At 39.0% G+C, this 23,821-nt stretch carries 28 protein-coding genes; 17 read left to right on the forward strand and 11 right to left on the reverse strand.

The annotated features are described in order from the left end of the window. The first annotated feature begins 89 nt into the window (after window positions 1-89). From ACKWCF_RS06185 to ACKWCF_RS06200, 4 genes are read left to right on the forward strand one after another with little or no spacing between them, the layout of a single operon-like run. Window positions 90-1,880: a SpoIIE family protein phosphatase gene (locus ACKWCF_RS06185; RefSeq protein ID WP_409479834.1), complete on the forward strand. Its 1,791-nt coding sequence runs from the start codon at window positions 90-92 to the stop codon at window positions 1,878-1,880. Beyond that, window positions 1,877-2,668 carry a hypothetical protein gene (locus ACKWCF_RS06190; RefSeq protein WP_409479835.1) on the forward strand — a complete coding sequence of 264 codons (792 nt, stop codon included), beginning with the start codon at window positions 1,877-1,879 and terminating at the stop codon, window positions 2,666-2,668. The genes ACKWCF_RS06185 and ACKWCF_RS06190 overlap by 4 nt, the downstream gene beginning before the upstream one ends. A 3-nt stretch (window positions 2,669-2,671) precedes the next feature. Then, window positions 2,672-3,142, forward strand: coding sequence for a hypothetical protein (locus ACKWCF_RS06195; RefSeq protein WP_409479836.1), 471 nt, complete (start codon window positions 2,672-2,674; stop codon window positions 3,140-3,142). 5 nt (window positions 3,143-3,147) lie between these two features. Continuing rightward, a complete protein-coding gene (locus tag ACKWCF_RS06200; protein ID WP_409479837.1) occupies window positions 3,148-4,704 on the forward strand; it encodes a hypothetical protein in 1,557 nt (518 codons plus the stop codon). A gap of 114 nt (window positions 4,705-4,818) precedes the next feature. On the opposite strand, the gene ACKWCF_RS06205 is transcribed toward ACKWCF_RS06200, so the two are convergent. Beyond that, window positions 4,819-6,294 (reverse strand): hypothetical protein, encoded by a 1,476-nt coding sequence (locus ACKWCF_RS06205; protein ID WP_409479838.1) that lies wholly within the window; start codon window positions 6,292-6,294, stop codon window positions 4,819-4,821. Window positions 6,295-6,426: 132 nt separating this feature from the next. Between ACKWCF_RS06205 and ACKWCF_RS06210 the strand changes: the two genes are divergently transcribed. The 4 genes from ACKWCF_RS06210 to ACKWCF_RS06225 all read left to right on the forward strand — a co-directional run bounded on the left by ACKWCF_RS06210 (window position 6,427) and on the right by ACKWCF_RS06225 (window position 9,192). Next, on the forward strand, window positions 6,427-6,723 hold the full coding sequence (locus tag ACKWCF_RS06210) for an addiction module antidote protein (RefSeq protein WP_409479839.1): 297 nt from the start codon (window positions 6,427-6,429) through the stop codon (window positions 6,721-6,723). A 157-nt stretch (window positions 6,724-6,880) separates the two neighbouring features. Beyond that, window positions 6,881-7,300, forward strand: coding sequence for a DUF4383 domain-containing protein (locus tag ACKWCF_RS06215; RefSeq protein ID WP_409479840.1), 420 nt, complete (start codon window positions 6,881-6,883; stop codon window positions 7,298-7,300). 15 nt (window positions 7,301-7,315) lie between these two features. After that, window positions 7,316-8,458: a phospholipase D-like domain-containing protein gene (locus tag ACKWCF_RS06220; protein WP_409479841.1), complete on the forward strand. Its 1,143-nt coding sequence runs from the start codon at window positions 7,316-7,318 to the stop codon at window positions 8,456-8,458. Further along, window positions 8,455-9,192 carry an endonuclease/exonuclease/phosphatase family protein gene (locus ACKWCF_RS06225; RefSeq protein WP_409479842.1) on the forward strand — a complete coding sequence of 246 codons (738 nt, stop codon included), beginning with the start codon at window positions 8,455-8,457 and terminating at the stop codon, window positions 9,190-9,192. The genes ACKWCF_RS06220 and ACKWCF_RS06225 overlap by 4 nt, the downstream gene beginning before the upstream one ends. A gap of 23 nt (window positions 9,193-9,215) precedes the next feature. On the opposite strand, the gene ACKWCF_RS06230 is transcribed toward ACKWCF_RS06225, so the two are convergent. Then, the gene (locus ACKWCF_RS06230) at window positions 9,216-10,427 is read right to left on the reverse strand and encodes an esterase-like activity of phytase family protein (RefSeq protein WP_409479843.1); all 1,212 of its coding nucleotides are present in this window, start codon (window positions 10,425-10,427) and stop codon (window positions 9,216-9,218) included. 28 nt (window positions 10,428-10,455) lie between these two features. Then, window positions 10,456-10,830, reverse strand: coding sequence for a response regulator (locus tag ACKWCF_RS06235; protein WP_409479844.1), 375 nt, complete (start codon window positions 10,828-10,830; stop codon window positions 10,456-10,458). Window positions 10,831-10,991: 161 nt separating this feature from the next. Here ACKWCF_RS06235 and ACKWCF_RS06240 point away from each other — a divergent pair, with 161 nt between their 5' ends. The 3 genes from ACKWCF_RS06240 to ACKWCF_RS06250 all read left to right on the forward strand — a co-directional run bounded on the left by ACKWCF_RS06240 (window position 10,992) and on the right by ACKWCF_RS06250 (window position 14,580). Then, entirely contained in the window at window positions 10,992-12,809 is a 1,818-nt protein-coding gene (locus ACKWCF_RS06240; protein ID WP_409479845.1) for a response regulator, read from the forward strand. 55 nt (window positions 12,810-12,864) lie between these two features. Next, window positions 12,865-14,076: a hypothetical protein gene (locus ACKWCF_RS06245; RefSeq protein ID WP_409479846.1), complete on the forward strand. Its 1,212-nt coding sequence runs from the start codon at window positions 12,865-12,867 to the stop codon at window positions 14,074-14,076. Window positions 14,077-14,163: 87 nt separating this feature from the next. Then, complete coding sequence (locus ACKWCF_RS06250; protein WP_409479847.1) at window positions 14,164-14,580, forward strand: hypothetical protein; 417 nt, start codon at window positions 14,164-14,166, stop codon at window positions 14,578-14,580. Between the two features lie 3 nt (window positions 14,581-14,583). Here ACKWCF_RS06250 and ACKWCF_RS06255 read toward each other — a convergent pair whose 3' ends face one another. From ACKWCF_RS06255 to ACKWCF_RS06285, 7 genes are all read right to left on the reverse strand, one after another. Beyond that, complete coding sequence (locus ACKWCF_RS06255) at window positions 14,584-15,831, reverse strand: MFS transporter (RefSeq protein WP_409479848.1); 1,248 nt, start codon at window positions 15,829-15,831, stop codon at window positions 14,584-14,586. A gap of 24 nt (window positions 15,832-15,855) precedes the next feature. Further along, a complete protein-coding gene (locus tag ACKWCF_RS06260) occupies window positions 15,856-16,344 on the reverse strand; it encodes a hypothetical protein (RefSeq protein ID WP_409479849.1) in 489 nt (162 codons plus the stop codon). 12 nt (window positions 16,345-16,356) lie between these two features. Continuing rightward, window positions 16,357-16,941: a DUF2239 family protein gene (locus ACKWCF_RS06265; RefSeq protein ID WP_409479850.1), complete on the reverse strand. Its 585-nt coding sequence runs from the start codon at window positions 16,939-16,941 to the stop codon at window positions 16,357-16,359. A 52-nt stretch (window positions 16,942-16,993) separates the two neighbouring features. Continuing rightward, window positions 16,994-17,335, reverse strand: a complete 342-nt coding sequence (locus ACKWCF_RS06270) for an FKBP-type peptidyl-prolyl cis-trans isomerase (protein ID WP_409479851.1) — start codon at window positions 17,333-17,335, stop codon at window positions 16,994-16,996. Between the two features lie 20 nt (window positions 17,336-17,355). Further along, window positions 17,356-18,357, reverse strand: coding sequence for an ATP-grasp domain-containing protein (locus ACKWCF_RS06275; RefSeq protein WP_409479852.1), 1,002 nt, complete (start codon window positions 18,355-18,357; stop codon window positions 17,356-17,358). 3 nt (window positions 18,358-18,360) lie between these two features. Continuing rightward, the gene (locus ACKWCF_RS06280) at window positions 18,361-19,398 is read right to left on the reverse strand and encodes a putative zinc-binding metallopeptidase (protein ID WP_409479853.1); all 1,038 of its coding nucleotides are present in this window, start codon (window positions 19,396-19,398) and stop codon (window positions 18,361-18,363) included. A gap of 109 nt (window positions 19,399-19,507) precedes the next feature. Then, a complete protein-coding gene (locus tag ACKWCF_RS06285; RefSeq protein ID WP_409479854.1) occupies window positions 19,508-19,939 on the reverse strand; it encodes a hypothetical protein in 432 nt (143 codons plus the stop codon). Between the two features lie 136 nt (window positions 19,940-20,075). Here ACKWCF_RS06285 and ACKWCF_RS06290 point away from each other — a divergent pair, with 136 nt between their 5' ends. After that, window positions 20,076-20,729 carry a hypothetical protein gene (locus tag ACKWCF_RS06290; RefSeq protein ID WP_409479855.1) on the forward strand — a complete coding sequence of 218 codons (654 nt, stop codon included), beginning with the start codon at window positions 20,076-20,078 and terminating at the stop codon, window positions 20,727-20,729. Window positions 20,730-20,734: 5 nt separating this feature from the next. Here ACKWCF_RS06290 and ACKWCF_RS06295 read toward each other — a convergent pair whose 3' ends face one another. After that, the gene (locus ACKWCF_RS06295; RefSeq protein ID WP_409479856.1) at window positions 20,735-21,340 is read right to left on the reverse strand and encodes a hypothetical protein; all 606 of its coding nucleotides are present in this window, start codon (window positions 21,338-21,340) and stop codon (window positions 20,735-20,737) included. A gap of 36 nt (window positions 21,341-21,376) precedes the next feature. Between ACKWCF_RS06295 and ACKWCF_RS06300 the strand changes: the two genes are divergently transcribed. The 5 genes from ACKWCF_RS06300 to ACKWCF_RS06320 all read left to right on the forward strand — a co-directional run bounded on the left by ACKWCF_RS06300 (window position 21,377) and on the right by ACKWCF_RS06320 (window position 23,801). After that, the gene (locus ACKWCF_RS06300; protein ID WP_409479857.1) at window positions 21,377-21,676 is read left to right on the forward strand and encodes a hypothetical protein; all 300 of its coding nucleotides are present in this window, start codon (window positions 21,377-21,379) and stop codon (window positions 21,674-21,676) included. Between the two features lie 78 nt (window positions 21,677-21,754). Then, window positions 21,755-22,075 (forward strand): hypothetical protein, encoded by a 321-nt coding sequence (locus ACKWCF_RS06305; protein ID WP_409479858.1) that lies wholly within the window; start codon window positions 21,755-21,757, stop codon window positions 22,073-22,075. Then, window positions 22,075-22,626, forward strand: a complete 552-nt coding sequence (locus tag ACKWCF_RS06310) for a YaeQ family protein (RefSeq protein ID WP_409479859.1) — start codon at window positions 22,075-22,077, stop codon at window positions 22,624-22,626. The genes ACKWCF_RS06305 and ACKWCF_RS06310 overlap by 1 nt, the downstream gene beginning before the upstream one ends. 128 nt (window positions 22,627-22,754) lie before the next feature. Further along, window positions 22,755-23,186 (forward strand): BON domain-containing protein, encoded by a 432-nt coding sequence (locus ACKWCF_RS06315; RefSeq protein WP_409479860.1) that lies wholly within the window; start codon window positions 22,755-22,757, stop codon window positions 23,184-23,186. Between the two features lie 15 nt (window positions 23,187-23,201). Further along, complete coding sequence (locus ACKWCF_RS06320) at window positions 23,202-23,801, forward strand: quinol:electron acceptor oxidoreductase subunit ActD (protein ID WP_409479861.1); 600 nt, start codon at window positions 23,202-23,204, stop codon at window positions 23,799-23,801. Window positions 23,802-23,821: the final 20 nt, after the last annotated feature.

Consider the following 23,821-nt stretch of genomic DNA (forward strand, 5'->3'; position numbering starts at 1 on the left):
ATTCTATGTAACATAATGCCTCATAGTCTAGTCTATATTGATTGGCTCTATATTGATAAAAAGACGGGCATCTCGTAACTTAGAAGGTAATGAATTCATCGATTAAACGAAAAATCATGTTACTTCTAAGTATCACAAGTCTTTTGTCATCAAGCGTTTTCTTGATCTATTCAATTAACGTTTTTGAAAAAGATAAAATCGCGTATATCTACGATACGAATAGTATTTACTTAGAAACGATCACGAATCAGTTTAAAAATGAATTAAAATTATCTTCTGAAATTTCAAAAAAATATTTAACTGAATATCAAAAGAATAAAGCTTTTAGCTCGGGCGACAGTATTTTCTTAGATGAAGATTCTTTCGTTAAAGGTTTATTCTTAGTTGATATTACCAACCCCGCAAGTCCGCAGTTAGTTGACAAAATCACAGTGAAATCAAACTTTGGTTACAAATTAACTGAAGATGTTGGTTTTTTAAAATCAGTTCCAAAAACATTAGCTGAATCTAAATCAATGTTCTTAGGTGGCGAATTAGTTTACGTGAGTGATGTGGTTTACGATGCGGCTGAAAAAATTGCGTTAGTGACAGTTTTTAGATCTGATGCCCTTCAAAGTTTTTTCGAAACTGATAAAGCGTTTAGCTCGTTCATGATGAGCATGTCTGGTGATGTTGTTCGCCAAACATCGAACCTTCAAGCAGGTTACTTAAAAGAAGAATTTCCAACTTTATTTACCCACCTTGATTCAATCAAAATGGGAACAAGTGAAATCAAATCTAAAGAACAAGAAGACTGGTTATTATCGTCTTCAAGTTTAGGTTTAAATGATTTATACCTTGTGACGTTAACAAATAAAAAAGAAGCTTTCGGCGTATTAACGTACCTAATCAATAAATCATTAATCGTGTTCTTAATGGTTTTATCGGGCGTGGTATTAGTGAGCCAGTTTGCTTCAACGTATGTGACAAAGCAGATCCTTACTCTTTCTGAAGCGGCTAAGCAGATCATTGGTGGTAACTTTAAAATTAATGTGCCGGTTAAAGGTAATGACGAGATTTCTTTATTGTCAGAAACTTTTAATAAAATGGCCGTTGAGATGGTTAAGCTTTTGGAAGATACGGCGCAAGGCGCGCGTCTTGAAGCCGAGTTAAAAACGGCCCAAGCCGTACAACAAACGTTGTTTCCTCCGGTTCATCAAAAATTTGAAAATGGCGAAATTCATGGTTCATACCAATCAGCATCTGAGTGCGGTGGCGACTGGTGGCATTACTTTGAAAACGAACAAAAGATCTGGTTCTGGATGGCCGATGCCACAGGCCACGGGGCTCCAGCAGCCTTAATCACAAGTGCCATCAAGTCAGCGGTAGCAATGACTGAAAATTTAAAAATGGAACCAGAAGTGGCGATTGAATTAGTGAATAAATCAATTTGTCAGGTTTCTAAAAGTAAAATGATGATGACTTGTTTTTTAGGTGTGATTGATAAGCCAACGCGCATGATTCATTACGTGAATGCTTCACACGAGGCACCGTTTATTTTAAGTAAACGCACTGATCTTAAGAAAAAAGACCTGCGCTTTTTAGATAACTCTAAATGTAACCGTTTAGGTCAATCTATGACATCTGAATTTAAAGTGGCTTCTGAACAATTAGAGGCGGGCGATCGTATCTTCGTTTATACGGATGGTATTCCGGATATTCGTAATAAAAACGAAGAGTCTTTACAAGAGCGTGGTATGTTTAAAGTGGTTTTAGAAAACCACAATAAAGGCGTTAATGTTTCTCAGTTTATTACGGGAGTTCATGCACAGTTTGAAACTTACCGCGAAAACACAGAACTTATTGATGACGTAACTTTCTTCGCTGTGGATGTACTATGAGTAACATTTTCTCTTTAAGCCAAGCTGATGCTCAAAAGAAAATCGCCGATGTGTTTAGCTCAGCGGATAAATTTTGTTATTCACAGGCTGAATTAAAAGGCCATAACTGCTATATGGTCACAGACAATATGTCAGCCCTTGACTGCCTGGGGTTAATTCGTGGCCGTCAGATTACGAATGTTTTACAAAATTCAATTCAAGGTCTTTCAGACAAACTTAGCTTTTTAAAGTTAGTTGATTACAAACTAGAAGATTTTTTTAATAAAGATTTACAGTTATTAAACGCTGACGTTGTTATTCAGCCATTCGGCATGAAAGATGACCGTGGTGATGTGATCGAGCAGGCGTTTTTACCGGCAGATCTTGAAATCGATATGACAAAGTATCAGTATCTGTTTCAAGTGGCGGCAGAACTTGTGATGAATGCGCAAATAGATGCGCCAAAAATTTCAACGAAATCAAATGTGGCTAAATCATTGTTGGTTGTTGAAAAGAACAAAAATAAGGGCCTCGTAGCGATTTCAGTGATCGATCACTACGGAAGCTTAGATTGTTATAAAATGTTAGAAAATATTTATGCTGCCCACAAAGATGGATTTCGCGATTCAATGTCGAAAAATTCAATCGGTGCGGGGCTTGGATCAGCGATGATTTACGAATTCGTTGATTCTTTAGTGATCGGGGTTATTCCGGATGTGATGTCGCGAGTTACAGCGATTTTACCATACGGGGTCTCTGAGAAAAAAATTAACCAAATTCAAAAATCTATACACATCATTAAGGGATAAAAAATGTCAAAACTACAATTCACACAAGCAAATGAAAACGGTAAAACAGTTCTAACATTAAACGGACAAATCGATGAAAGTTTTCCACAAGAACTTCACGGTCTTAAACCAGCCGGTGATATGGTTATTAATCTTGATCAAGTTAAAATGATTAACTCGTTAGGTATTCGTGAATGGATCAAATTCATGGGCACTGTTTCTGCGGCTAAAATTGAATTTGTTAAGGCTCCTAAAATCTTTATTGACCAGGTTAATATGGTTCAAGGTTTTATCACTCCAAATTGCAAAATCACTTCGTTCTATGTTCCGTATTTTAACGAAGACAGCAATGCTGAGAAAAATGTTCTTTATTCGCAAGGTAAAGAATTCGGCGAAGGTTTCTTAAACGTTGCCGGCAGCGTAAAGGGTGAAGATGGTTCTGAATTAGAATTAGACGTTGTTGAACAAAAATATTTCAAATTTTTAAAGAATTGAGATCAATGAAACTTTTTGCAGCACTACTTTCTTTAGCATTACCGCAACTGGCTTTGGCTGAGAAGCCACAGCTGCCATTTGTCTTTTTAAATCAGTACATTGAATACGATGTTTCTGAAGGAAAGATTTTTAATATCGGTGGTCATAAAATTGATTGGAACGATGATTTCGCCACAATCAAAGACGGAAAGTTGTTGATCAAAAAGCAAGAGATCTTACTTGCAGGCATTTGGAATATCACGGTAAAAAATCCAAAGAATAAGGTTGTATTCACAGTTAAAGAGCAAGATTTAAATGCTCTAAGAACATTTCCAATGCCAGCGAGTGCAACCGCGGCCATCATGATCGCACCAGAACCTGTGGCACCTTCTGAAGAAGTGAGCGGCACTGTGGCGGCAGCTCCTCAACCGCAAGAGTTAGTGATTGCTCCTGGTTCAACGGTTTGTTTGTCAACGCGTAATAAAATCACGCAGTACTTAATGTGTAAAAGTCTAACGCCGATGACATCGCTTGAGGGGTACCCACAAGTTGAAATCGCTAAGAAAAAAGTAAACCCCTATGGTCGTCTGATTTTAAATCAGCCTAAAAAAAGTGTTTTATTCGATGTTAAAATTAACGAGCTAGAAACAATCAAATTAACAACGCGTAAGCGTTTAATTATCCCGTCAACGGTTAAGAAAAACGTAGCCCGTAAAGATTATCAAATCAAATTTATCGACGTTGAAATGGATAACTACTCTTGGGAAACTAACGTAGCTTATGAACAAGAGGCTTTTAAAATTCCGAATGATAATTTAGTTACGGCTTATCAAGATTACTTTAATAAAGACACCTCAAATAAAGAATTAGATCTTACGTATTATGTGCCACCTTATAAACGTATGAAAATTATGAACATGTATTCGATTTCTCCGTTCTTCGGGTTTTCACGCTTTGAAGGTAATACGCGTACGAAAAACGTATCGATTTTATCTGAGTACGATATTTCATTACGTACCTACATCATGAAACAAATGCCTAAAGAGCAAAAGTACCAATGGTTTGCTAAGTACTTTCACTTCTGGACAGCTTCGGCGAACTTCCGTTCGATTAAATACGTATCTAGCGTAAACAGCGTAACGGTGGCTAACCCACAAGGTTTTTTATACAACTTATCGGGCTCAGTAAATCGTGCCTTTAGTGACCGTATCAGTTACGCACTTCGTGCAGCGATCGAGAAAAACACAGCGGTCGATTACAATTCAAATAACTCTGCCGAAGTGAATATGAGCTCAGTCTTAAATAAAGAGTTAGGCGTGCAGGGAAGTCTTAACATGTACGACCGCGGCCGTTTCGTAAGTTTCTTACATGCGGGTTATGCGTGGTTATTACCGACAGATATTTCAGGTAGCCAATCTAAAATGGGAACTCGTGCCTACTTCCGTACAGACCTTCACTACGCTGACGGAAACAAACTTTACGGTATCGGCTTTCACTACAACTTACGTAATCAAGAAACACAGCTACAAAAGCTAAAAGACCAATCTTTCGATTACACGGCCAGCTACTCCGTAGCCTTCTAGATCCTTTAAAAATAAATTTAGTTATTAGCATTAGGCCGCCACAAAAGCGGCCCTTTAGAATAAGGTCTGCCGGTGAGGCAGATCAAAACAATGATAAGTCTGCATGCAGACTTATCAGAACCAACCGAAAAGGCCCTTACTCTGTGGGTATTCTTTAATGCGACCGTCTTGGTCGGTTGCGCGTTTGAGAGCGGCATTAGCTTGGCTATCTTGTTTTTTTACTTTAAGTAATAAGTAATTCACATAGTGATAGTCAGCTGTTGTCATATCTTCAGGTAAAACGTTTAAAAATTCTTTTTCTAAAGTACCCATTGAAATTTGAGTGCCTTTAAAAAGTGATAATCCTAAGTGAGCCCAAGCTGAATAAAGCTGAAGGCCTGCCACTGAAGCAATAGAGTTTTTGTGCTTTTTCACCAAAGCTAAAGCTTCGGTGTATCTTTCAGCTAATAAAAGAGCTTTGATGGGCTTAACATCTACAACCGCAGCAGGGGCGGCTTTTTTCTCTTCAGCCGCTTCAGTCACGGGTAGTGTGTTTTTAATATTACGGAAATTAATTAAAAGATTTAAAACTTTTTTATCAATTTCTAATTTAAATTCGTTCGTTAGTGTTTCAGGCCCTAAAAACGTTCTTTGTAGTTCTTCGTAGATCGTTTCGATGTTATTCGCATCTTGCTTGGTGATTAAACTTAACCAGTAAGCCAGATCTAAACCTGTTTTGTTCATGATCAGTTTGTAGATATGTTTAATCTTTAAATCGTAAGTATCAGCTTCGCGAGACGGTTCGATTTGAATCCATTTTAAAAGCATTAAAAAATGTAACGCCTTAAAAAGATTTTTATTGTTTTCAAATAACAACGCTAAATCACTGATCTTTTGCGTGTCGATAATTTCTAAAAAGTTATCAACATTGAATAAACTGAACACTGAAAATTTTTGCACATCAGCGGGGCTGAAGTTACTGAAATTTACAGTCACAGTGTAATTGTAATACTCAAGATAGTGGGCATTTAACCACTCAGCTGAAAATTTACTTAAAATCCAATCGTGCACAAGTAGGTTGAATTGAGCCACGTTAAGTTCTGACGATTTGATTTTGGTATTCGATTCTTTAATGCGAATAGCAAATTGCTCTTCGCTGATCATTTTAGATAAACGGGTGCGTGATTGAGTTAATAACACCGAACCAATTTGTTCTTTGTTAATAATGCCACGCTGAACTAAGTAAGCTCCGATAGGAACTCCGGTCTGTTCTTTTAAAGCCAGCTCTAATTGCTGTTGTGTAATTAAGCGATGATTCACAAGTAAGGTACCGATACGGGTATCGCTATCAGCTAATTCGATGAATTGAATAGCGCCTTCGTGAAAAACCACGGCGTTAATTTGACCTGATTTACTTTCAAGTTCAACGCGTCCACTTAAACCGTATTTTTGAAACAGCATAACTACAGCGGTAATATCATATCCGTAGCAGGATTTAAGTTTTCCGATATCAGCGATGATTTTTTCACCGTTGGCAGTAGGAGTGAATAGGTTTTGGTAAAACCTAGAACGGGTCGAATTCAAAAGAGTTGGGCCAGAATTTGTTGACATGCCTACTGACAATTTTAGTCTAATTTCACTCTCTGAGAAAGCTTTTGAAGCGGGGTTGGCTTAAAGTCCAGGTTACTATGTTTCATAGAGACACAGTTTGCCCCTATGTAGCTTGCAAGCTACAAATAAACTATGTCAAAAGCACAACTTTACAAGCAAGCGATCATCAAAGAAAATCTTAAACGTAATCCGCATTCTGAAATTGTGTATTTACAAAATGCCATAGATGAAAGTCATAATGCTGATGAAATTTTACTGGCTATGCGAACAGTGGCTTCAGCCCGCGGCTTTAAAAAGTTTGCCGCAGCAGCTGATCTTAACCGCGAAAATCTTTATCGTGTTCTTTCTGAAAACGGAAACCCACGCCTAGATACATTTTTAAAATTGATTGATCTTTTAGGTTTTAAACTTAGTCTAAAAGCGAAGTAGTCTTTCTCGCAATTAGCTATTTGTTTGTTATAAGCTACACTGAAATTTGCCTCAAATGTTGGGCGAAATACCACGGTGTTTTGGAGTTCAAAAACAATGGAATAGTTTATAGCCCGCACGCGTTTTGCTCATTTAAACCCTTAACATGGAGGTTTTTATGAACGCAAAAAATTTTGCGCTGGTGGGCGGTATTATCATGCTGGTTATCGGTGCGTTATCGTTAATTCCAGCATTTACAGGTCTGGCTTTCGGGTTACCTATCTTAAAAATAGAAACTAGCTACGGGTTATTTCTGGGGATTTTTCCGTTAAATATTGTGAACAAAGCGATTTTGATCGGCTTTGGATTATGGGGAGTTGCGGCTGCTAGTGACCCGGCTTTAAGTTTGCCGCGTTCGATTAGCTTTTCACGCTGGGTTTTTATGATATCGGCGCTCTTTGCGGTGCTTGGATTATTTCCGCAAACAAATACGTTGTTTGGTTATGTGCCGCTCTTCGGAGCAGGAATTTGGCTTCACGCTGTGATGGCCTTAGCCGGCGGAATTTTTGGCTACAGTATAGTTAAACGTACGGCTTAATGACGGTTATTTTGAGTGGCTGTTCAAAACTGGAGCGATGTAAAATTTTATTTTTCTGGTGATGGGTACTTTTCTTCTATTTTAGAAAGTATCCGTCAGGCTGTTTATGAAATCAGAGTTGAAATGTATATGTTCAACTTTGACGAACTCGGAAAAAAAATTCTTCAAAGTTTAAAAGAAGCTAGTGACCGGGGCGTCAAAGTTTACCTGCTTGTTGATGGTGTTGGTACAATTGGTTTTTTAGCTGATATTGATGAATACTGCAAAGCTAACAATATTCATTTTAAAATTTACCATCCGCTACCAATTCGATTGAATTTTTTAAAACGCATTTCATTTAAAACACTGACCTGGAAAAATATTCGCCGCTTTTTTCTGATGTTTAGAAAAATGAATAATCGCGATCATAGAAAAGTTTTTCTGATCGACCAGAAAGTGGCTTTTGTCGGAAGCCAGAACGTTAACAAAGTTCATAGCGAAGAAATGTCGCGCTTAAAAGCTTGGCGCGACACGGGCGTTGAAGTACGAGGGGCTCCGATAGAAACTTTGGTGAATACCAGCCAGTTTGCCTGGGAAAAAGCCAAGCCCGATGGATTAACTTACTCGTGGAATTTTCACTATAACGTTTTACGTTTAAGTGCGAGACGTAAACACCGGTTGGCTAGGCTCAGAAAACTTATTCAATCTTTTAATAAAGCAAAAACTAGAATTTGGATTACGACCGCGTACTTTTTGCCGAATCGAAAAACAATTCGTGCTTTAGCAAGAGCTGCGCATCGCGGTGTGGATGTGAGTCTTTGTTTGCCAGCCATCAGTGATATGCCTTTTATGAAATGGACTGCGTGGCTTTTATACGATCGCCTTTTGAAAGCGGGCGTTAAAATTTTTGAATATCAAGACCGGATTTTGCACGCTAAGTCTATGATTGTGGATCAATGGGGAACAGTGGGATCCTATAATTTTAACCACAGAAGCCTGATTCATGATCTTGAAGTAGAGGTAGTGATCGACCAGCACGAGTGGTTAGAAAAGCTTGAAAAGCAGTGGCATGCCGATATAGCACAGTCAAAACTGATTCAGCTTGATGATAAGGCCCACTCAAATATTTTTTTACGAATTATCGCCAACATTTTTTATTGGTTTAGGTATTGGTTATGAAATTAAAAGTAATGACATATAATATTCACAAAGGTTTTTCGACAGGCGGACTTAAATATATCTTACGTAAGATCAAAGAAGCGTTAAGTACGACATCAGCTGATATTGTGCTCTTACAAGAAGTGGTCGGAGAACATAGTAAAAGCGAAAAAAACAATTGGCCCACCGAAGGCCAGTTTGAATTTCTGGCAGATCAACTTTGGTCACATTATTCGTATGCAAAAAACGCTATCTTTTCACAATTTCATTACGGTAATGCCACGTTAAGCCGATTTCCGATCGTGCAGGAAAAACATACCGTGATGTCGACCAATCGTTTTGAACAACGGGGTTTATTACACTGTGAAGTTGAAATTCCTGACCTTAAACAGCGTATTCATTTGTACAATGTGCATTTAGATTTATTAAGCCGTGGGCGTCGCCTGCAATATCAAAAAATTGTCTCGCAAATAAAAGCCGACGTACAAGACCAAGAAAAATTCATTATGGCAGGTGATTTTAACGATTGGACCGGTGAACTGCATCAGATGTTTACCCAAGAGATCGGCTTAGATGAGGCACATACTAAATTTCATGAACGCCCGGCGAGATCGTTTCCGAGCTTTTTCCCGGTGTTAACGTTAGACCGTGTGTATTCGCGAAATATGGATATTGTAACGTGTAAGCCGATGATCGGAAACCCTTGGAAAAAACTTTCCGATCATATTCCATTATTAGTTGAGTATGCTTTGTAATGAGTGAAGCTTTTTAAGCTTGCTTATTGAGCGATAATTCCTAACACAGCTTTACGTTCGGTGATTTTGTTATCCTGAACGCCAAAGTCATTGTCGTTGATAATAGCTAAGGTTTTGTCGTTAATGATGGTTAGACCTTCCATCTTTTCAAAGTCACTGTAACCGGCTTTGATTAAGTTTACAGCTAAAGTTTTAGCAACCGGAGTCACTTTTGCGAGTAAATCTTTTTGTGAATAAGTTTCTGGATTGTTTTCTAAAGGCGATTTTACCAGGTTAGTGGCTTTTGATAGATCGACTTTGTAAATTAAGTGAACGCTATCAGCGCCCACATCGCCATTTTGTTCGATCACATAAAACTCAGTCTCGCTGATCATTGTCAGATCACCGATTTTATCGACTTTTTTATGTGTTAGCGGGTAAAGGTACTCAGCTTCGTACATTCTCGTTTTTGTGTTAAACACACCAATGCGAATCACAGAAAACTCTTTGTCTTTATGAGCCTCTGGAACTTTCAGTGGGCTTTGTGACATAAAAAAGATTTTACCGTTTTTATATCCGATCGCTTCAAAACCACGGTTAAAACCACGGTGAGCAAAAGCATTTGGAATTTCGTTTTTCTTTAAAGCTACATTAGGTTGTGCCGCTGGAAAAAGACGAGATAATAATTTTCCTTTGCCATCAAACTCTAAAATAGAAGGAAAATATTCTTCACCTACCCAGAAGTGATTTTTTTCATCTACTGTCATTGATTCTGAATCAATCCCGTTATTATCTTGTTCTAGGCTTGTTCCGATGAGGTCAGTCGGGGATTCAACTTTAGAAATGGTGTCTTTCGGTGGAAGACCTGACATAGGTTTATTATCTGAATTATGAAACGGAATCGTTTTTACGATAACCACTTTATTTTCAGCTTTGACGTATTTGAGCTGAATAAAGCTAGGTGTGAAGTTTGGGCTAAAAAAGCCGCGCATTACTTTTTTATGGCGTTTAAATTCTGCTCCATTAGGGCCGCGGTCAGTTAAAGTCCAAAATAACAAGTCGCCATTTTTTTCTTCTTTAATAAATGACAGTCCTGAAAAGCCACCCCATTTAAAATTAAAACCTTCAACAGGTGTTAATAGCACATCAGCTTTAGTCAGTGTGACTTGTGGGGCTTCGGGCAAATTTGGTTTTTTTGATTGTGATTGGCAGGCTAATAAAGAAATCGCGGCTAAACTAAGAATACATTTTTTCATAGAAAACAGTATTCAATAAGTCTAGCCCTCAGACAACTGCGCGTTGCGCTGTTTGGCTCCATAAAAACTCAACGTATTCAATCAGGTGAAAAACTTCAGATTTAGCGAAACATTTTAAAACAGGGGCGCTAATTTCAGCAGATTTAATCTCTTGTGATCCGGAAAAGAAAACTAAGGGCACATTAATTTTTTGGTTTTTAAGAAAATCAACGATCACGTCGCCGTTGCCGTTATCCATCTGAAAATCAGAAATGATTAACGTGAAATCATTTTTTGCGGTCAATGCGGCAATGGCTTCTTGGCCAGAGCTGGCTTCAACCACTGTAAATTTGTGTTTGGCCTGAAAAACATTGGCCAGGGCAAATCTAATTTCTTGGTCGTCGTCTACTAATAGGATTCTCATAAAAACCTCTCATCTATTTCGCTCTTCAAGAATAGCGGACAGATTTTTTTTCTTCCAATGGAGTTATCTACACATGTGTAGGCGTCTTAACATAAATGTGGCAAATTGACTCATTTTCTAGAATGAGACGCTGGCACTGGCGTTGCTTTGATTAGACCTTTGTGGAGACTGAACGCCAACAGCCTGAAAAAAGGCTAAACAAAATTAATCGAGAACGAAAGAAGGCGATAACTTCGGCCAGAGTATTTCTTGTTGAAGACGAACCTACATCCATCATTTTAACTGAAGCGATGCTAGATCAATTAGGTTATCAGCCGGCAGGGGTGGCGACCAGTTTTGAAACGGCTATGGCCGCTCTTAAGGTGACTCAGGTAGATATAGTGCTTGTCGACTTGGTCTTAACGGGCGAGAAAACAGGATTAGATGTAATCAAAGAGCTTAACCGTTTAAATATTCCCACAATTTTAATTACCGGCACTGTAAATGAAACGACTTTGCATAAGTTGGCTGATCTGGATGTGTATGGTTTTTTACCGAAGCCCTATGATCAGCCAGCTTTAGCCACGGCGATTCAATTGGCGCTTAAGAAATTCACGCGTATGCAGGATAAAGTGTTTGAAGAAGCTGATGCGATCAAAAGTCGTATTTTGGCCACCAAGGCTTTAGAAGACGAATTTGGTGTTTCTGAAAAACTCTATCTAATTAAAAAAAGAAAACACGGCAGCAAAGCTTTGGAATTATCGGGTAGTCTGTATCACCGCTGGGTTAAAATCTGTGTCACTCTTTCAGTGGCTATCGGCGTGTTAGCATTAGTTGGGTATTTATTTAATGTGCCGTGGTTAGTCTCCTATGCAAACTATGGAGCAACGATGAAGGTAAATGCTTTGCTTTGCATTTTTCTTTTAAGTTTTTCTTTATGGATAGAGAATGAGGTGCGTTTGGCCCCTGCTTGGAAAGTGGCTTCTTCAGTGTCTATAGTGACCGTATTTGCCATTTCTTTTTTTTCGGCTCTGCCCTACGCGTGGCCCTTTAATTTTGGTATCGATGAATTTTTATTCAAAGATAAGTTTGCGAATGAATTTAATGCGCCGGGAAGAATGGCCATGACCACGGCCCTGAGCTTTATGTTTATCTCACTGGCTTTAATATTTAATCGGTTAAAATTTTTTAGATATGCGATCGTTTTTACAGAAGGTTTTGGTCTGTTATCGATTTTTTTAGCTATGGTTGGAATCTTAGGGCATATCTTTAAACAAACCGAATTCAATCAGATTGTTCCTTATTCGGCGCAGGCCCGTCCAACGCTTTTAGCTTTGATCATTTTAACTGTAGGAGTATTTTATCTTAATCCAAAGTTAGGGATCATGTCGATTTTTTCAAACCGCCGCACCAGCGCCAAAGTGGGTCGTAAGATGCTTTACTGGGTCAATGCTTTAATGGTCGCAGTGAGTTTTTCGATTTATTATTACACGCCAAAAAGTGTGTTCGCGAATTTAGAAGTGATTTTAATTCTTATTACCACGATTACGATTTTAACCAGCGTGATTTTGTGGGCGACGTTAAAACAAATCAGAAACGAACAGCAGGCCGAACAGACGGTTAAGTTTTTAGAGAATCGTGAACGCGAACTGCAGTTTGTATTAAAAAGAGTGCCAAACCCTGTAGCTGTTTTAGATAAAAATATGCGTTATGTTTTGGCCAGCCGTAAGTGGATTGATGACTTTAACTTGAAAGATAAAAACATTATCGGTCAATCGCACTACGAAATCTTTCCGAATCTTTCAGATGAGGTTAAAATCTTAAACCAGCGTGCTATGAATGGAGAAATCATTAAAACATCATTTGATAACATAGCTGATAACAATGGGCGCCTGATCAATGCTAAAGGCGAAATCAGGCCATGGTTTGATATTAACAATCAAGTCTCTGGCATTATTATCTTTATCGAAAGCATGACACCTTCTAACGCTAGCCAGTAAATTGTTGCCACGTGATAGGCCTATGAATAGGATTATCTTAGTAAGGATAAAATTTATGATTTTAGCTGTTCTTTCGTTAGCCGCAATGACTTCAACTTTACCTGAATATAAAAGTGAGCTTTTAGCCCGCACTAATGGCGGCAGCACTTATAATTTGCCAGCCTACGCAATGGTTAATAGCACTTCTCCAAGTATTAATGATGCCGGCGAAGTGGCTTTTACAGCTGTATCCGGTGGAATGGATCAAAACGGTGACCATAGTGAACAGGCCGCGATTTGGCTTAAGACTCGTAAAGATATGGATGGCCGTATCGTTTATTATGCGCCTAAAGAAAAAATGGTCAGTGACCCAAAGATGCTTGATCGTGGTGATGTGCTTTTTAGCCAATTTGACGAAGTGACAAGTGATGGGATTTTTTCTTTTAATTCTCCAAAGCAAGTGACTGAAAATATCTTTCCGGCAAAAAATATGGCGGCTGTAAATTACCCACAAGCTACGGATGACGCGTCGTATGTGTTTCGCTCAACGGATTCAGAAAACAACAGAAGCTTTTTCGAGTATCGTTCAGACAAACTTTCTGAAATCGTTAATGAAGACGGCGGTTATTCTTATTTGTTTGGTCCAAGTGTAAATGAAGCTTCACAGTGGGTATTTAAAGCCCGTGTTGGCGAAAAGTTCAATTACGCTGAAGATGCTCCAGATCAGATCGTTTTATTAACGCCGCACTTTACAGCTTTTGGTGAAAAGAGTTATCAAAAAACAATCTTAGCGCAAGATTCAGATAGCGACGCGCTTTCGCCTTATAAATCATTTGATAACAGCCCAGCTATTACAAATGCAGGTCTTGTCGTGTTTACGGCGATGTTAAAAGACCGCGTACGCATGATTGTCGCGGTTAAAGATGGAATTCACTATGAAGTCGCTCGCGAAGGGCAAAATGAGATTTCACAAATTGAAATGTTCTCGCCGCAAATTAACGATAATGGCTTTGTCGTATTTCGTGCGAAAAACAGCAAAGGCTTACGCGGTATCTATTTAGCAAATCCATTTGCACCCGCACCGGAAGTTAAAAGATTGTTGGGTGAAGGTGATTCAATCCTAACTGATCAAGGAATGAGTGCGATCTTACGTAAAGATAATTTTCCGGGTTTTGGTGGTAATGTTGATATCAATAACAACAATGAAATCGTAGTTTCAACAGTGGTAGCGACTGAAAATCAAAAATGGATTTTTGGAACAGCCATTTATAAGTTACACCCCCTGTAGTACGTAATTGCCCCAGGCGGGGCTGAATATACCAAGTCTAAATCTTGCAAAAGCGATTCTCTATAAATATATAAAGGAGAATCGCAAATGAATCCTATCGCAAAAATTGCAGCGGCGGCTTGTCTAATTGTAACGACAATAGCCTTTGCTGAAGGAACAACTAAACCAACCACGACACCAACAACAACCGGCTCGGAAAAATACGAGGGCAGTGCCACGGCTGCAGGTTTTAAAGAAGACATGGCTTCATTTAAGCAAGAAATGTCGATGAAGCTTGAAAGTGCCGAAGCTGAAATCATGGCTTTAAAAGAAAAAGCTAAAATGAAAGGTTCTAAGGTTAAGCAAACAACGATTGCCGACCTAGAAAAAACTAAAGCTAGAATAAAAACTGATCTTGATAATTTAGATAAATCATCTGAAAGCAGTTGGAAAAATATGAAAACTAAAATTGCCACTGCTATGGATAATTTAAATACAAAAACTCAAAAAGCTTTGCGTGAGTAATCGCTAATGTGCAGCGTGAAGCTTTTCAAGCTCCATCTTGCGCAATGTTGGTGACCAATACGCAATCAGGGCCACGGTGAGTAAACACATCGTGGCTCCGAAATAAACTGATGGCACAGTTCCTAAAACTTTAGCCGCAATACCTGATTCAACTTCACCTAATTCATTAGATGACCCGATAAAGATAGAATTTACCGCTGAAATTTTTCCGCGCATGTGATCTGGCGATGAAAGTTGAACCGCCGCTGAGCGGATCATCATGCTGATGCTATCAAAGCCCCCGCTAAATGCTAAAGCGACAAGCGAAATCCAGAATGTCTTACTCATCGCGAAGAATAAGATACATAAACCAAAACCAATCACTGCTGAGAATAACCAGGTGCCGGAATTTCCTCTTAAGGGCTTACGAGCTAAGTACAAACTCATAATTGTAGCACCCACAGCAGGAGCAGCACGCAGAGCTCCTAACCCTTTCGGGCCAACCATTAAAACTTCATTGGCAAAAATAGGAAGAAGCGCGGTTACGCCGCCAAATAAGACCGACACCATATCTAATGATAAGGCTGGAAATAAAATCGGATGTCTAAAGACAAAACGAGCGCCAGATAATAATTCATCTTTAATATTTGTATGATGTGGACGTGATTCAGGAGGTGCGATGTCTTTTTTAATAAGCATCATTGCAATACTGGCAAAGATTAATAAAAGACAAACTAAACTTGAAGTCGCAATCGCGCCAAAGAATCCAAAGATAAAACCACCGGCGGCAGGTCCTGCGATACGCGCAATCTGCATCGCTGAAGTGCTCGTGGCTGTGGCCTGCATAAGTTGCGATCGTTCGACTAAGCGGGGAACGGTGGCGAAGATGGCGGGTTGAGAAAAAGCGCGTGCAATACCAGTTAAGAAGGCGGCTGAATATAACATTCCGGCTTGCTGGTAGACAGAAAGATTTGCCGCAAAGATATGTTCAACTAAAACAACTAAGCCTGAAACGAAGCTGACCATAATGACTTTACGATAAACTTGAATCGGGCGAAGACGATCAACCAGATAACCCGCATAAAGTGCTAAACCGATGGCAGGCACAGCCTCAGTTAAACCGATTAAACCTAATGATAATGGATCTTTTAATAAATCGTAAATGCGCCAACCAAGAACTACGGCTTGCATTTGTACAGCGAAAGTAAAAAAGAAGCGGGCAGAAATTAATTTTTTAAAATCATTGGGAAGGGTACTAAAGCGGGTGCTCATTGAAGAATCCTGAATAAAATAAACTTATTCCTTTGTGCCGTTAGTTTTAAGTAAACCCGTGGGATTTTTTGCAAACATTTGGCTAACGAGCATGCGGTTTTTAGTTTCTTGATTGTAACCATACTTAGCGAAGAGGTGAGTGATTACTTTGCCTTGCTGGATATTTAAATTTTCGAAACGAACACCACATTCTAAAGAGGCCCACTCACCAGTGCAGTCGGCAGATCCTTTTTCGCCTTTAAATAAACGGTTACCGTTATTATCAGAAATAAGAGGTAGAACGATAGTGATTTGTTCGCCGCTTAAATCTTCAGGTAAGGTGTACGCCATCGTGATGACACCTTTGCTGTTAGTAATGATTTGATAATTGGTAATTTCAAAATTTGCTAAGTGCGCAAACTTTTCAGATGGCACGGGAACTTGAAAAGTCGCGTTTAAATCTAAAACCTCGTCAGCAGCCAGTAAGCTTTGCGAGAAAAGTAAACTAAAAATAAGAAGTACTTTTTTAAACATAAACAAATCTTGTTATGCAAAGACAGGCTTTGCAAGTTCAAAGATATGCTTTTGCACATCGCGTGGCCAGGCTTTGATCTCACTCGTAAAACGTTCTTTGTCTTTACGATATAGCGCGCGTAGAGCCTCTTCGTAGTTTTCAAGATCTCCGGCTTCAACCGACATAAACTTATAAGTGCGTTCCTGTGCGGTTTTAACGGTAAGGGTGCCTGAATTTTTCTTCATACTTTCTTCGACAAGTTTACGTAAGGTATTCGACGCTCCGCCAGATTGAGTGGCTAACCACTCCCAATGTTTAGGAAGAAGTGAAACTTCACGCGAAATAACACCCAGCTTAGGACGGCCAGGGCCGGTAGACGCTGAAGCTTGGTTATCTGTTTCAGGAGTGGTGTAGACTTCTAAGCGTTTTAAGACTTCTTTTTCAGATCCTTGAAAATTGAAATCCATCGATTTGCCGGTGATGTCGCTGTAGATCACGATTTGTGATTCAGGCGATTTTTCAAGGCGCTTTTTCACTTTTAAAACAACGTCTTCTAAAGAACCTTGGCTTAAAATTTTATGATCTTCAAAGGCTGTGTAGGTATTTAATGTTTCCATGAGATTAATAATATCCGGGTAAAATAGATATGTCAATATCACCCGGGTAAAATTATTCGCGCAGGCGCACTTCTAAAAGCTCGATTTCAAAAATCAGGTTAGAATTCGCGGGGATACGCGGTTTTACTTGTTCGCCATAACCTAAGGCTGCCGGCACAAAAAGCCGGCGCTTACCGCCGACTTTCATGCCCAGCATTCCTAAATAGAAGCCTTGGATTAACTTTTTAGAACTTAAAACGATTTCAAGCGGGCGGCCATGATCATAAGAGGAATCAAATTTTGACCCATCTTCTAAAGTGCCGGTGTAGTTGTAAGTAATTAAAGCGCCTTTATCGGCTGCGATACCATCACCAACAACTAAGTCAGTGATAACCAATTCAGATTTATTTTCCATCTTTGTCTACTTAAGCAGATCTATGCGCTTAATGACAAGGAAACAATTTTTGCAATTAACTCGTCGTATTCTACACCAGATTTTTTAGCTGATAGGGCGTAGTCTTCTTTTTTGGCGATCGACGGGTTTGGGTTTGCTTCGATGAAATAGATTTCATCGCCGCGAATACGTAAATCAATACGGCCAAAACCTTGAATGCCTAAAAGACGATAAATCTTTTTACAAACTTCGTTCAATTTTTTCTGAACTGGTTCTGGAAAAGATTTTGCCCAGTCTGAATCAATACCCCATTTTTTACGGTAAGATTGATCCCACTTTGATTTATAAGTGGCAAACTTAGGTTCATCTTCAGATTTAGCTTTAAAGAATAATTCACGCGGCGGAAATACTTTTAAGTTTTCGTTTCCTAAAATAGAAACATAAACTTCACGGCCATCGATAAATTCTTCGATGATCGCATCAGCACCTAATGAATTATGAATAAACTTAACGCGTGCTAAGGCTTCTTTTTCATCTTTAACAAATGAACTTTGCGAAATGCCTTCTGATGATTCTAAATCGAGTGGTTTGATAAAAGCGGGGAACGGAAAGTTTTTTAACGGCTGAATGGCACGGCCTTTTTTAGCGACGACGAATTTTGGAATATTAATTTCGTGATAATCTAAAATAGCCTTTGTTAAACCTTTATCTTTACAAAGCTGTAAGCTCATTGGTCCTGCACCTGTAAAAGGCACACCCATTAATTGCATCAGAGCTGTTAGGTTTGGTTCAAAATCACGTTTACCCTGAAAAGCTTCAGACATGTTAAACACTAAATCAGGCTTTTGTTCGCGCACGATATTTAAGAAAGGTTCGATGTCGTCATGAATACCGAATGGAATCACTTGGTGGCCAAGCTTGATCAATGTGTTTTTCACATCTTTCTCCGTTTTCCAATCGGGCGTATTCCAATATTCGCCATACTGTTCGGGAGTCAGCTTTAATGATAAATCAAATAGAAGTACTATCTTAAGTGATTTCATAATTTACGCCTCTCTTTTAAACTTTCCAGTGAATAAATAATTCTTCACCAGACTCGTAAGAAAGCTTGCTACTTCCATCGTAGTCTGGTTTTCAGATTTTCCTAGCCTTAAATGAAGTTGTGCACAGCGATCGGTAAGACGCTTAACTAACGCGTCGATCGTGAATTTGCGCTCATGCGTTGCCCAAGCCACTGTAGCCACGATATCTTTCTTATGGCGTTTCATGAACCTGCGCGCCGAGAATTCTGACTTTAACGCTGTGTCGCCGTTAAAAATCGTTTTAAGATCGGTGTCATAAAAATCAGGATATTCATCGGCGTTTTCACGACGACGTTTTTGATAATATTTTTCAAGAGTAGAAGTAAGATTAGCGACATTACTTGGAACACGGCCTTTTTCAGAAGTGTTTCTAAGTTTCACACTCTCTTTAGCTAAAGACTCCATGTAATTTAATTTTTTCAAAGCACCTGGCCATTTACTATATTCTTTTTTCCAATCGATATTTGGTGATAACCACACAGCAAATGTTTCAGCGAAGTCTTCATCAGGGTGAGCTTGCGCGTACCAACGTTCTAAGTGCTTCACATAACCTTTTGAAAAAGGTTGTGGGCGGTAAGTTTCAGGAGCGTAATCTTTATCAGGAGATCCAAAAACTTGGCTCCATTTTTTTCTTTTTGAAAATTTATAACAGTGGTCAAAGCAATGTCCGGCTTCATGGCGTAAGAGCTTCATGAAATATTCAGGATCGCCACCTTCAACTTCTAACATTTGTGATTTTTCTAAATGTTTAAGGCGGGTATTCGCTAAGTAAAAAGGAACAGCGATGGCATTCATGCCTTCAGGGCTAAACCATTCATCACCAAAGAAAATTTGCGGTTTAAATACAAGACCTTTAGCTTCAAGTTCAGAATAAAGCTGATTAATATATTCCTGAATTTCTGTTTCAGAAATATTGAGCGCGATATTTTTAAAACGTAGTTTTAAAATATCAGAATCTGATAGTTCAGCTAATTCTTCAGCCTTAATAGTCTTCGATGACATACAGGTACTTATCGGCAAGTCTCACTTTGATATTGAGCGGTGCGACAAGTTTTTGCCAGTGATCAGGTCTATGGTTTTAAATCAAAAGTCTAGTAGTAGGTGAATAAGGCTAGCGGCAATCTAATCCGGGTTGATCGTCAATGTCTTTAAAATTGAAATAGGCTTTTTTATCAAGGTCATTAATAAAGAGTTGTCCTGTGTAATGTGAAAATTCACCTTCGAGCATTTGTGGGTAAAGACGTAAGTAAACACCTTCCGCATCGCCACGAAGATTGATATCGGTCGTATACACTTCAGGAGTCACGCGCACATTTTTGTTTTCATAAACTTTTACATCGTATTTATAAACAGAAACAGTAGCAGTAAAAGAAAGAAAGCCAATAAAAGGGCTTAATGGATTTACTGATCTTGGAAAATCAACTACTACGGAATGAATTTCGCTTTTCGCCGTTGAACAGGTTAAAGTTTTAACTTCGGCCGCAAAAGTTTTGGCTGTGAATACAGTTGTCAAAATAATGAATAATAAACGCATAGATTTCATACGCGTTTTTGTAGGCTGACAAATGGTCTGTGGCAATATGAAGAAAATGTAAAATTCTAGTTAAAACCTACTTGAGAATTAGGACTTGAGCAGTAAATGGTCATTCTTTAAACTAATCCTAATAAGGACAACCATCATGCTAAAAAAACAATCTATTCTTGCGGCTATTTCGTTAACTGTACTTTGCTCATTTGCTCAAGCTGAAGACCGTGGCCAGGGACGATTATTTTTAGGTTCGACGCAGATTGATCCCAAAGATGTAAATGATGGACTAGAAGCACAAAGCATGAAAAAGCTGGATATGATCAACCAGTACGGTGTTGAAATTACTTTGCCAGCTTTCAAAGTTATTCAGGCAGGTTTTCGCTATACACAACGCATGGTCACTGAAGAAGAAGTTACACCTAATGCGGCCACTGAGTATAAAACCGATGTAACTCAACAGGTTTTTGCCGGTGTCGTTCGTGCGCCTATTGTAAACCGTGATTATTTTAAGTTTGATGTCGTCGCTGGGGCAGGGGCTACAAGCACTGAACTAAAATTAAAAACAGGCACAGTAGATGGCTCTTTAGATAAAAAAGGCTTTTCTTCGCCAATGGCTTTTGCAGGAGCCTCAGTGGCTGTGGGGTATAAAAGTTTCTTTTTCACCATTGAAGCTGGCTATGAACACAATAAAGTTTCAAGCTTAAAAGCCACAAATATCAATAATGCTGCCGAAGATATGGATTTATCGGGCAGCTATTTAACTGTAGGCTTGTTATTTGATAATGTGCCCGTATTTACGAAATAATTTAATTAAAGCTCTTTGATTCCAAAGCGTTTACGTAAGTCGTTATTTTTTAAGAACTGTTCAGCTAATCCTTGAGCACAGGTTTCAAGAGCGGCACCATTTGAGCTCGTTGTATCTAACGCAAAGTTAGATCCACTGCCAGTCATAGAAATGATTCCATGATAAACCGGAGTTTTTTCGCGAGCCGGTAAAATATCAAATTCCATTTCAATTTCGCAGTTCGATTTTTCTAAAGCCGCACTGACATTACTTTCAAAAAGTTTAATTTTTTTGATTACTCCGCGAACTGAATAAGCCGCGTTTTCACTAACTTCGACGCCATGTTTTGTTAATTCAGAGCGAAATCGGTTCTGAATGTATTCATCAACAGGAATATCTAAATAAATCGGAGTGTCGGTATTACGCATACCCGTACTTGCCATGCCCAGTTTAGTTTTGTCTGTGCGGTCATCTTTGAATTTTAAAACGTTGAAATGGCCTTTGTATTTTGTAACGGCTGCGTTCTCACCAGCAGCAACGGGTAGAGGTTTAAGTTCGCTACTTTTTAAAATAATTTGTTTTTGGGCACAGCCTGAAATTAAGAGAAGAACTAGACCAATTCGTAAACGCATATTAAATCCTTTTTAAAATCTTCTCAAAAGCTTACCATGAAAAGTATGAATCACTTATCTAAAATTTCAATTCTAGTTCTTGCGTTAATGGTGTCAGCCTGCGGTTTAAAAGTTGTAAACCCTGAAGACGAGAAAAATAAAGGCACCATGGCGGTTGACTGGTCGGCTGGAAAAATCGTGGCCACGTACACTTGCAAGTTAGTAGGTGTCGGAAAAACGTATCGTGCCATCGGTAAATCAGAAGAAGAAGCCACTAAAGAAGTCGTGGCTCAATGCCATAGTGGGACGATTATCAGTATTTGTAACAAAGATAAAGTTTCGTGCTGGAAAAATTAGTCTTTTTTTATTAAAAGTTCTGGCCTTTGAGCGGATCTTTTGTCATGTTGTGGCCTTCAATTAACAAAGGATATTCCAATGCCAGTTTTCATCGCAAAAGTGATGCTCCAAGACGTAACTAAAGAAGATATTTACAGTGAATTAGATAAAGCTATGGCCGATGAAGAAGGTTATCCGTATATCACTGATGAAGAAGAAAGAATTTTCGCTTTACCACCTGATGAATATGAATTTGATACAGATTTAAATGCGAATCAATTATTGCAAATCATCAAAAACATCTGCGCTAACATTGAAAAAAAGCACAAGCTTAAAAAAACGCCGATCGTTGTTGTTGAAGCTAAAAGCATTCAATACGCAAATCTTGAAGAATTGCACGACGAAGATTTTTCTGACTAATGGCTCTGCCTTCGAAACTTTACCGTTTTAAAATTGAACTTTCAGATCTTGATAAAGGGTCTTACGAGTCTTTGGATTTTCGTGTGGCTCAACATCCATCTGAAAGTTTAACTTATTTGTTAACACGCGTATTTGCGTACGCGCTAAGTTTTGAAGACGGCCTCGAATTTTCAGCTGAAGGTTTACATAACCCTGATGATCCAACGATTGCGGTAAAAAACCCGATGGGTGGAATCAAATTGTGGGTTGAAATCGGTAATCCTTCAGCACGTAGACTGCATAAAGCCTCAAAAGGCGCTGATCATGTTAAAGTCTACACTTACAAAGATCCACAAGTTTTATTAAATGAAATCAATTCAGAAGACGTTTACCGTAAAGATGAATTAGAGATTTACTCTATTCCTTCAGACTTTCTAGATTCTCTAGAAAAAACCATGAATAAAGAAAATCGCTGGACTGTGATTAACAATGACGGCGTTTTAATGGTGAATGGTGAAAACTTTGACCTGCAATGCGAGATCAAGCGTCATCGGACATCTGCCCCAAGTTAAGACAAGTTAAGCCAGTTTAAATTCAAAAAAAAATTATAATGAGGCTCTTCGACTCAAATCACCTGATTTTGAGTGGCATAGCATTCGCTGTTCATCATTCCTAGTTTAACACACAACAGAAGGAAGTTATGATGATAAAAATAGTTTTAGCAGCCATTGTTTTAACCGCAGGGTTTGCTTGCAAAAACAATCCCTACCGAAGTGATGAAGAAGCCCGCCGTACAAGTTACGAGCGAAATACAGCTTCTGACGAATATAAAGACGCCGACAATACAGCGATGAATAAGCGCGACACTGACGAAGCCTTAACGCCGATGGATCAAACACGTGGTTCTAAAGAAGACTTAGCAATTACTGCAAAGGTTCGTGAAGTCGTAACTGATGACGACTCACTGTCTATGAAAGCACAGAACGTAAAAATTATTACTCTTCAAGGCCTAACAACATTACGTGGCCCAGTTGAAACATTCGCTGAAAAATCGCGAGTTGAACAACTCGCTCGCAGGGCTGGCGCGAAAAACATTAACAATCAATTAGAAGTCACAACTAAAACTGAATAGAAAAGAGGTATTGATATGGAATTTGGTAAAGCAAACAAAGTCGTTTATGGTTTATTTGAAACAAGAGCTGCCTTAGAGACAGCTGTAGGTCGTTTAAAGGCCGAAGGTTTTTTGAGTTCGGATATTTCAGCCTTACTGCCAACAGTAGAAGGCTCAAAAGAATTTGCCCATGAGAAAGAAACAAAAGCCCCTGAAGGAGCTGCCGCTGGCGCAGCCGGAGGCGCTGTTTTAGGCGGAGCCCTAGGCTGGCTTGCGGGAATTGGAACCTTAGCTATTCCAGGTCTTGGACCTTTTGTAGCCGCAGGCCCGATTTTAGCGACATTAGGCGGAGCTGGCGTGGGCGGTGCTTTAGGTGGCATTGCCGGAGCCTTAGTGGGAATGGGTATTCCTGAATACGAAGCTAAACGTTTTGAATCCTCTGTTAAAGAGGGGGGCATGCTTTTATCTGTTCACGCAGGACAAGGTGAGTGGGTTGAAAAAGCTAAAGCCATCTTTAAAGAGTGCGGCGCTCATGACGTTTCTTCAACTTCTGAAGAAAAAGGTGAATATAAAGATAAAACCGATTCTCTTTTTGGTTCTAAATCTAAAGACACATCTTCAGAAAAGCGTTACTAGCACTGGCTATTTTTTACATA

It is taken from the genome of Pseudobdellovibrio sp. HCB154, assembly GCF_046267985.1.
Classification (GTDB): Bacteria; Bdellovibrionota; Bdellovibrionia; order Bdellovibrionales; family Bdellovibrionaceae; genus Pseudobdellovibrio.

What these genes read in the sequence shown, in the direction of transcription:
- ACKWCF_RS06280 (WP_409479853.1), bottom strand. Translation starts at nt 19,398, where the DNA reads ATGTCATCGAAGACTATTAAGGCTGAAGAATTAGCTGAACTATCAGAT.
- ACKWCF_RS06265 (WP_409479850.1), bottom strand. Translation starts at nt 16,941, where the DNA reads ATGGAAACATTAAATACCTACACAGCCTTTGAAGATCATAAAATTTTA.
- ACKWCF_RS06300 (WP_409479857.1), top strand. Translation starts at nt 21,377, where the DNA reads ATGAAAAGTATGAATCACTTATCTAAAATTTCAATTCTAGTTCTTGCG.
- ACKWCF_RS06205 (WP_409479838.1), bottom strand. Translation starts at nt 6,294, where the DNA reads ATGTCAACAAATTCTGGCCCAACTCTTTTGAATTCGACCCGTTCTAGG.
- ACKWCF_RS06320 (WP_409479861.1), top strand. Translation starts at nt 23,202, where the DNA reads ATGGAATTTGGTAAAGCAAACAAAGTCGTTTATGGTTTATTTGAAACA.
- ACKWCF_RS06200 (WP_409479837.1), top strand. Translation starts at nt 3,148, where the DNA reads ATGAAACTTTTTGCAGCACTACTTTCTTTAGCATTACCGCAACTGGCT.
- ACKWCF_RS06250 (WP_409479847.1), top strand. Translation starts at nt 14,164, where the DNA reads ATGAATCCTATCGCAAAAATTGCAGCGGCGGCTTGTCTAATTGTAACG.
- ACKWCF_RS06275 (WP_409479852.1), bottom strand. Translation starts at nt 18,357, where the DNA reads ATGAAATCACTTAAGATAGTACTTCTATTTGATTTATCATTAAAGCTG.
- ACKWCF_RS06245 (WP_409479846.1), top strand. Translation starts at nt 12,865, where the DNA reads ATGATTTTAGCTGTTCTTTCGTTAGCCGCAATGACTTCAACTTTACCT.
- ACKWCF_RS06225 (WP_409479842.1), top strand. Translation starts at nt 8,455, where the DNA reads ATGAAATTAAAAGTAATGACATATAATATTCACAAAGGTTTTTCGACA.
- ACKWCF_RS06215 (WP_409479840.1), top strand. Translation starts at nt 6,881, where the DNA reads ATGAACGCAAAAAATTTTGCGCTGGTGGGCGGTATTATCATGCTGGTT.
- ACKWCF_RS06270 (WP_409479851.1), bottom strand. Translation starts at nt 17,335, where the DNA reads ATGGAAAATAAATCTGAATTGGTTATCACTGACTTAGTTGTTGGTGAT.
- ACKWCF_RS06230 (WP_409479843.1), bottom strand. Translation starts at nt 10,427, where the DNA reads ATGAAAAAATGTATTCTTAGTTTAGCCGCGATTTCTTTATTAGCCTGC.
- ACKWCF_RS06295 (WP_409479856.1), bottom strand. Translation starts at nt 21,340, where the DNA reads ATGCGTTTACGAATTGGTCTAGTTCTTCTCTTAATTTCAGGCTGTGCC.
- ACKWCF_RS06190 (WP_409479835.1), top strand. Translation starts at nt 1,877, where the DNA reads ATGAGTAACATTTTCTCTTTAAGCCAAGCTGATGCTCAAAAGAAAATC.
- ACKWCF_RS06210 (WP_409479839.1), top strand. Translation starts at nt 6,427, where the DNA reads ATGTCAAAAGCACAACTTTACAAGCAAGCGATCATCAAAGAAAATCTT.
- ACKWCF_RS06195 (WP_409479836.1), top strand. Translation starts at nt 2,672, where the DNA reads ATGTCAAAACTACAATTCACACAAGCAAATGAAAACGGTAAAACAGTT.
- ACKWCF_RS06285 (WP_409479854.1), bottom strand. Translation starts at nt 19,939, where the DNA reads ATGAAATCTATGCGTTTATTATTCATTATTTTGACAACTGTATTCACA.
- ACKWCF_RS06315 (WP_409479860.1), top strand. Translation starts at nt 22,755, where the DNA reads ATGATGATAAAAATAGTTTTAGCAGCCATTGTTTTAACCGCAGGGTTT.
- ACKWCF_RS06260 (WP_409479849.1), bottom strand. Translation starts at nt 16,344, where the DNA reads ATGTTTAAAAAAGTACTTCTTATTTTTAGTTTACTTTTCTCGCAAAGC.
- ACKWCF_RS06310 (WP_409479859.1), top strand. Translation starts at nt 22,075, where the DNA reads ATGGCTCTGCCTTCGAAACTTTACCGTTTTAAAATTGAACTTTCAGAT.
- ACKWCF_RS06235 (WP_409479844.1), bottom strand. Translation starts at nt 10,830, where the DNA reads ATGAGAATCCTATTAGTAGACGACGACCAAGAAATTAGATTTGCCCTG.
- ACKWCF_RS06255 (WP_409479848.1), bottom strand. Translation starts at nt 15,831, where the DNA reads ATGAGCACCCGCTTTAGTACCCTTCCCAATGATTTTAAAAAATTAATT.
- ACKWCF_RS06290 (WP_409479855.1), top strand. Translation starts at nt 20,076, where the DNA reads ATGCTAAAAAAACAATCTATTCTTGCGGCTATTTCGTTAACTGTACTT.
- ACKWCF_RS06305 (WP_409479858.1), top strand. Translation starts at nt 21,755, where the DNA reads ATGCCAGTTTTCATCGCAAAAGTGATGCTCCAAGACGTAACTAAAGAA.
- ACKWCF_RS06185 (WP_409479834.1), top strand. Translation starts at nt 90, where the DNA reads ATGAATTCATCGATTAAACGAAAAATCATGTTACTTCTAAGTATCACA.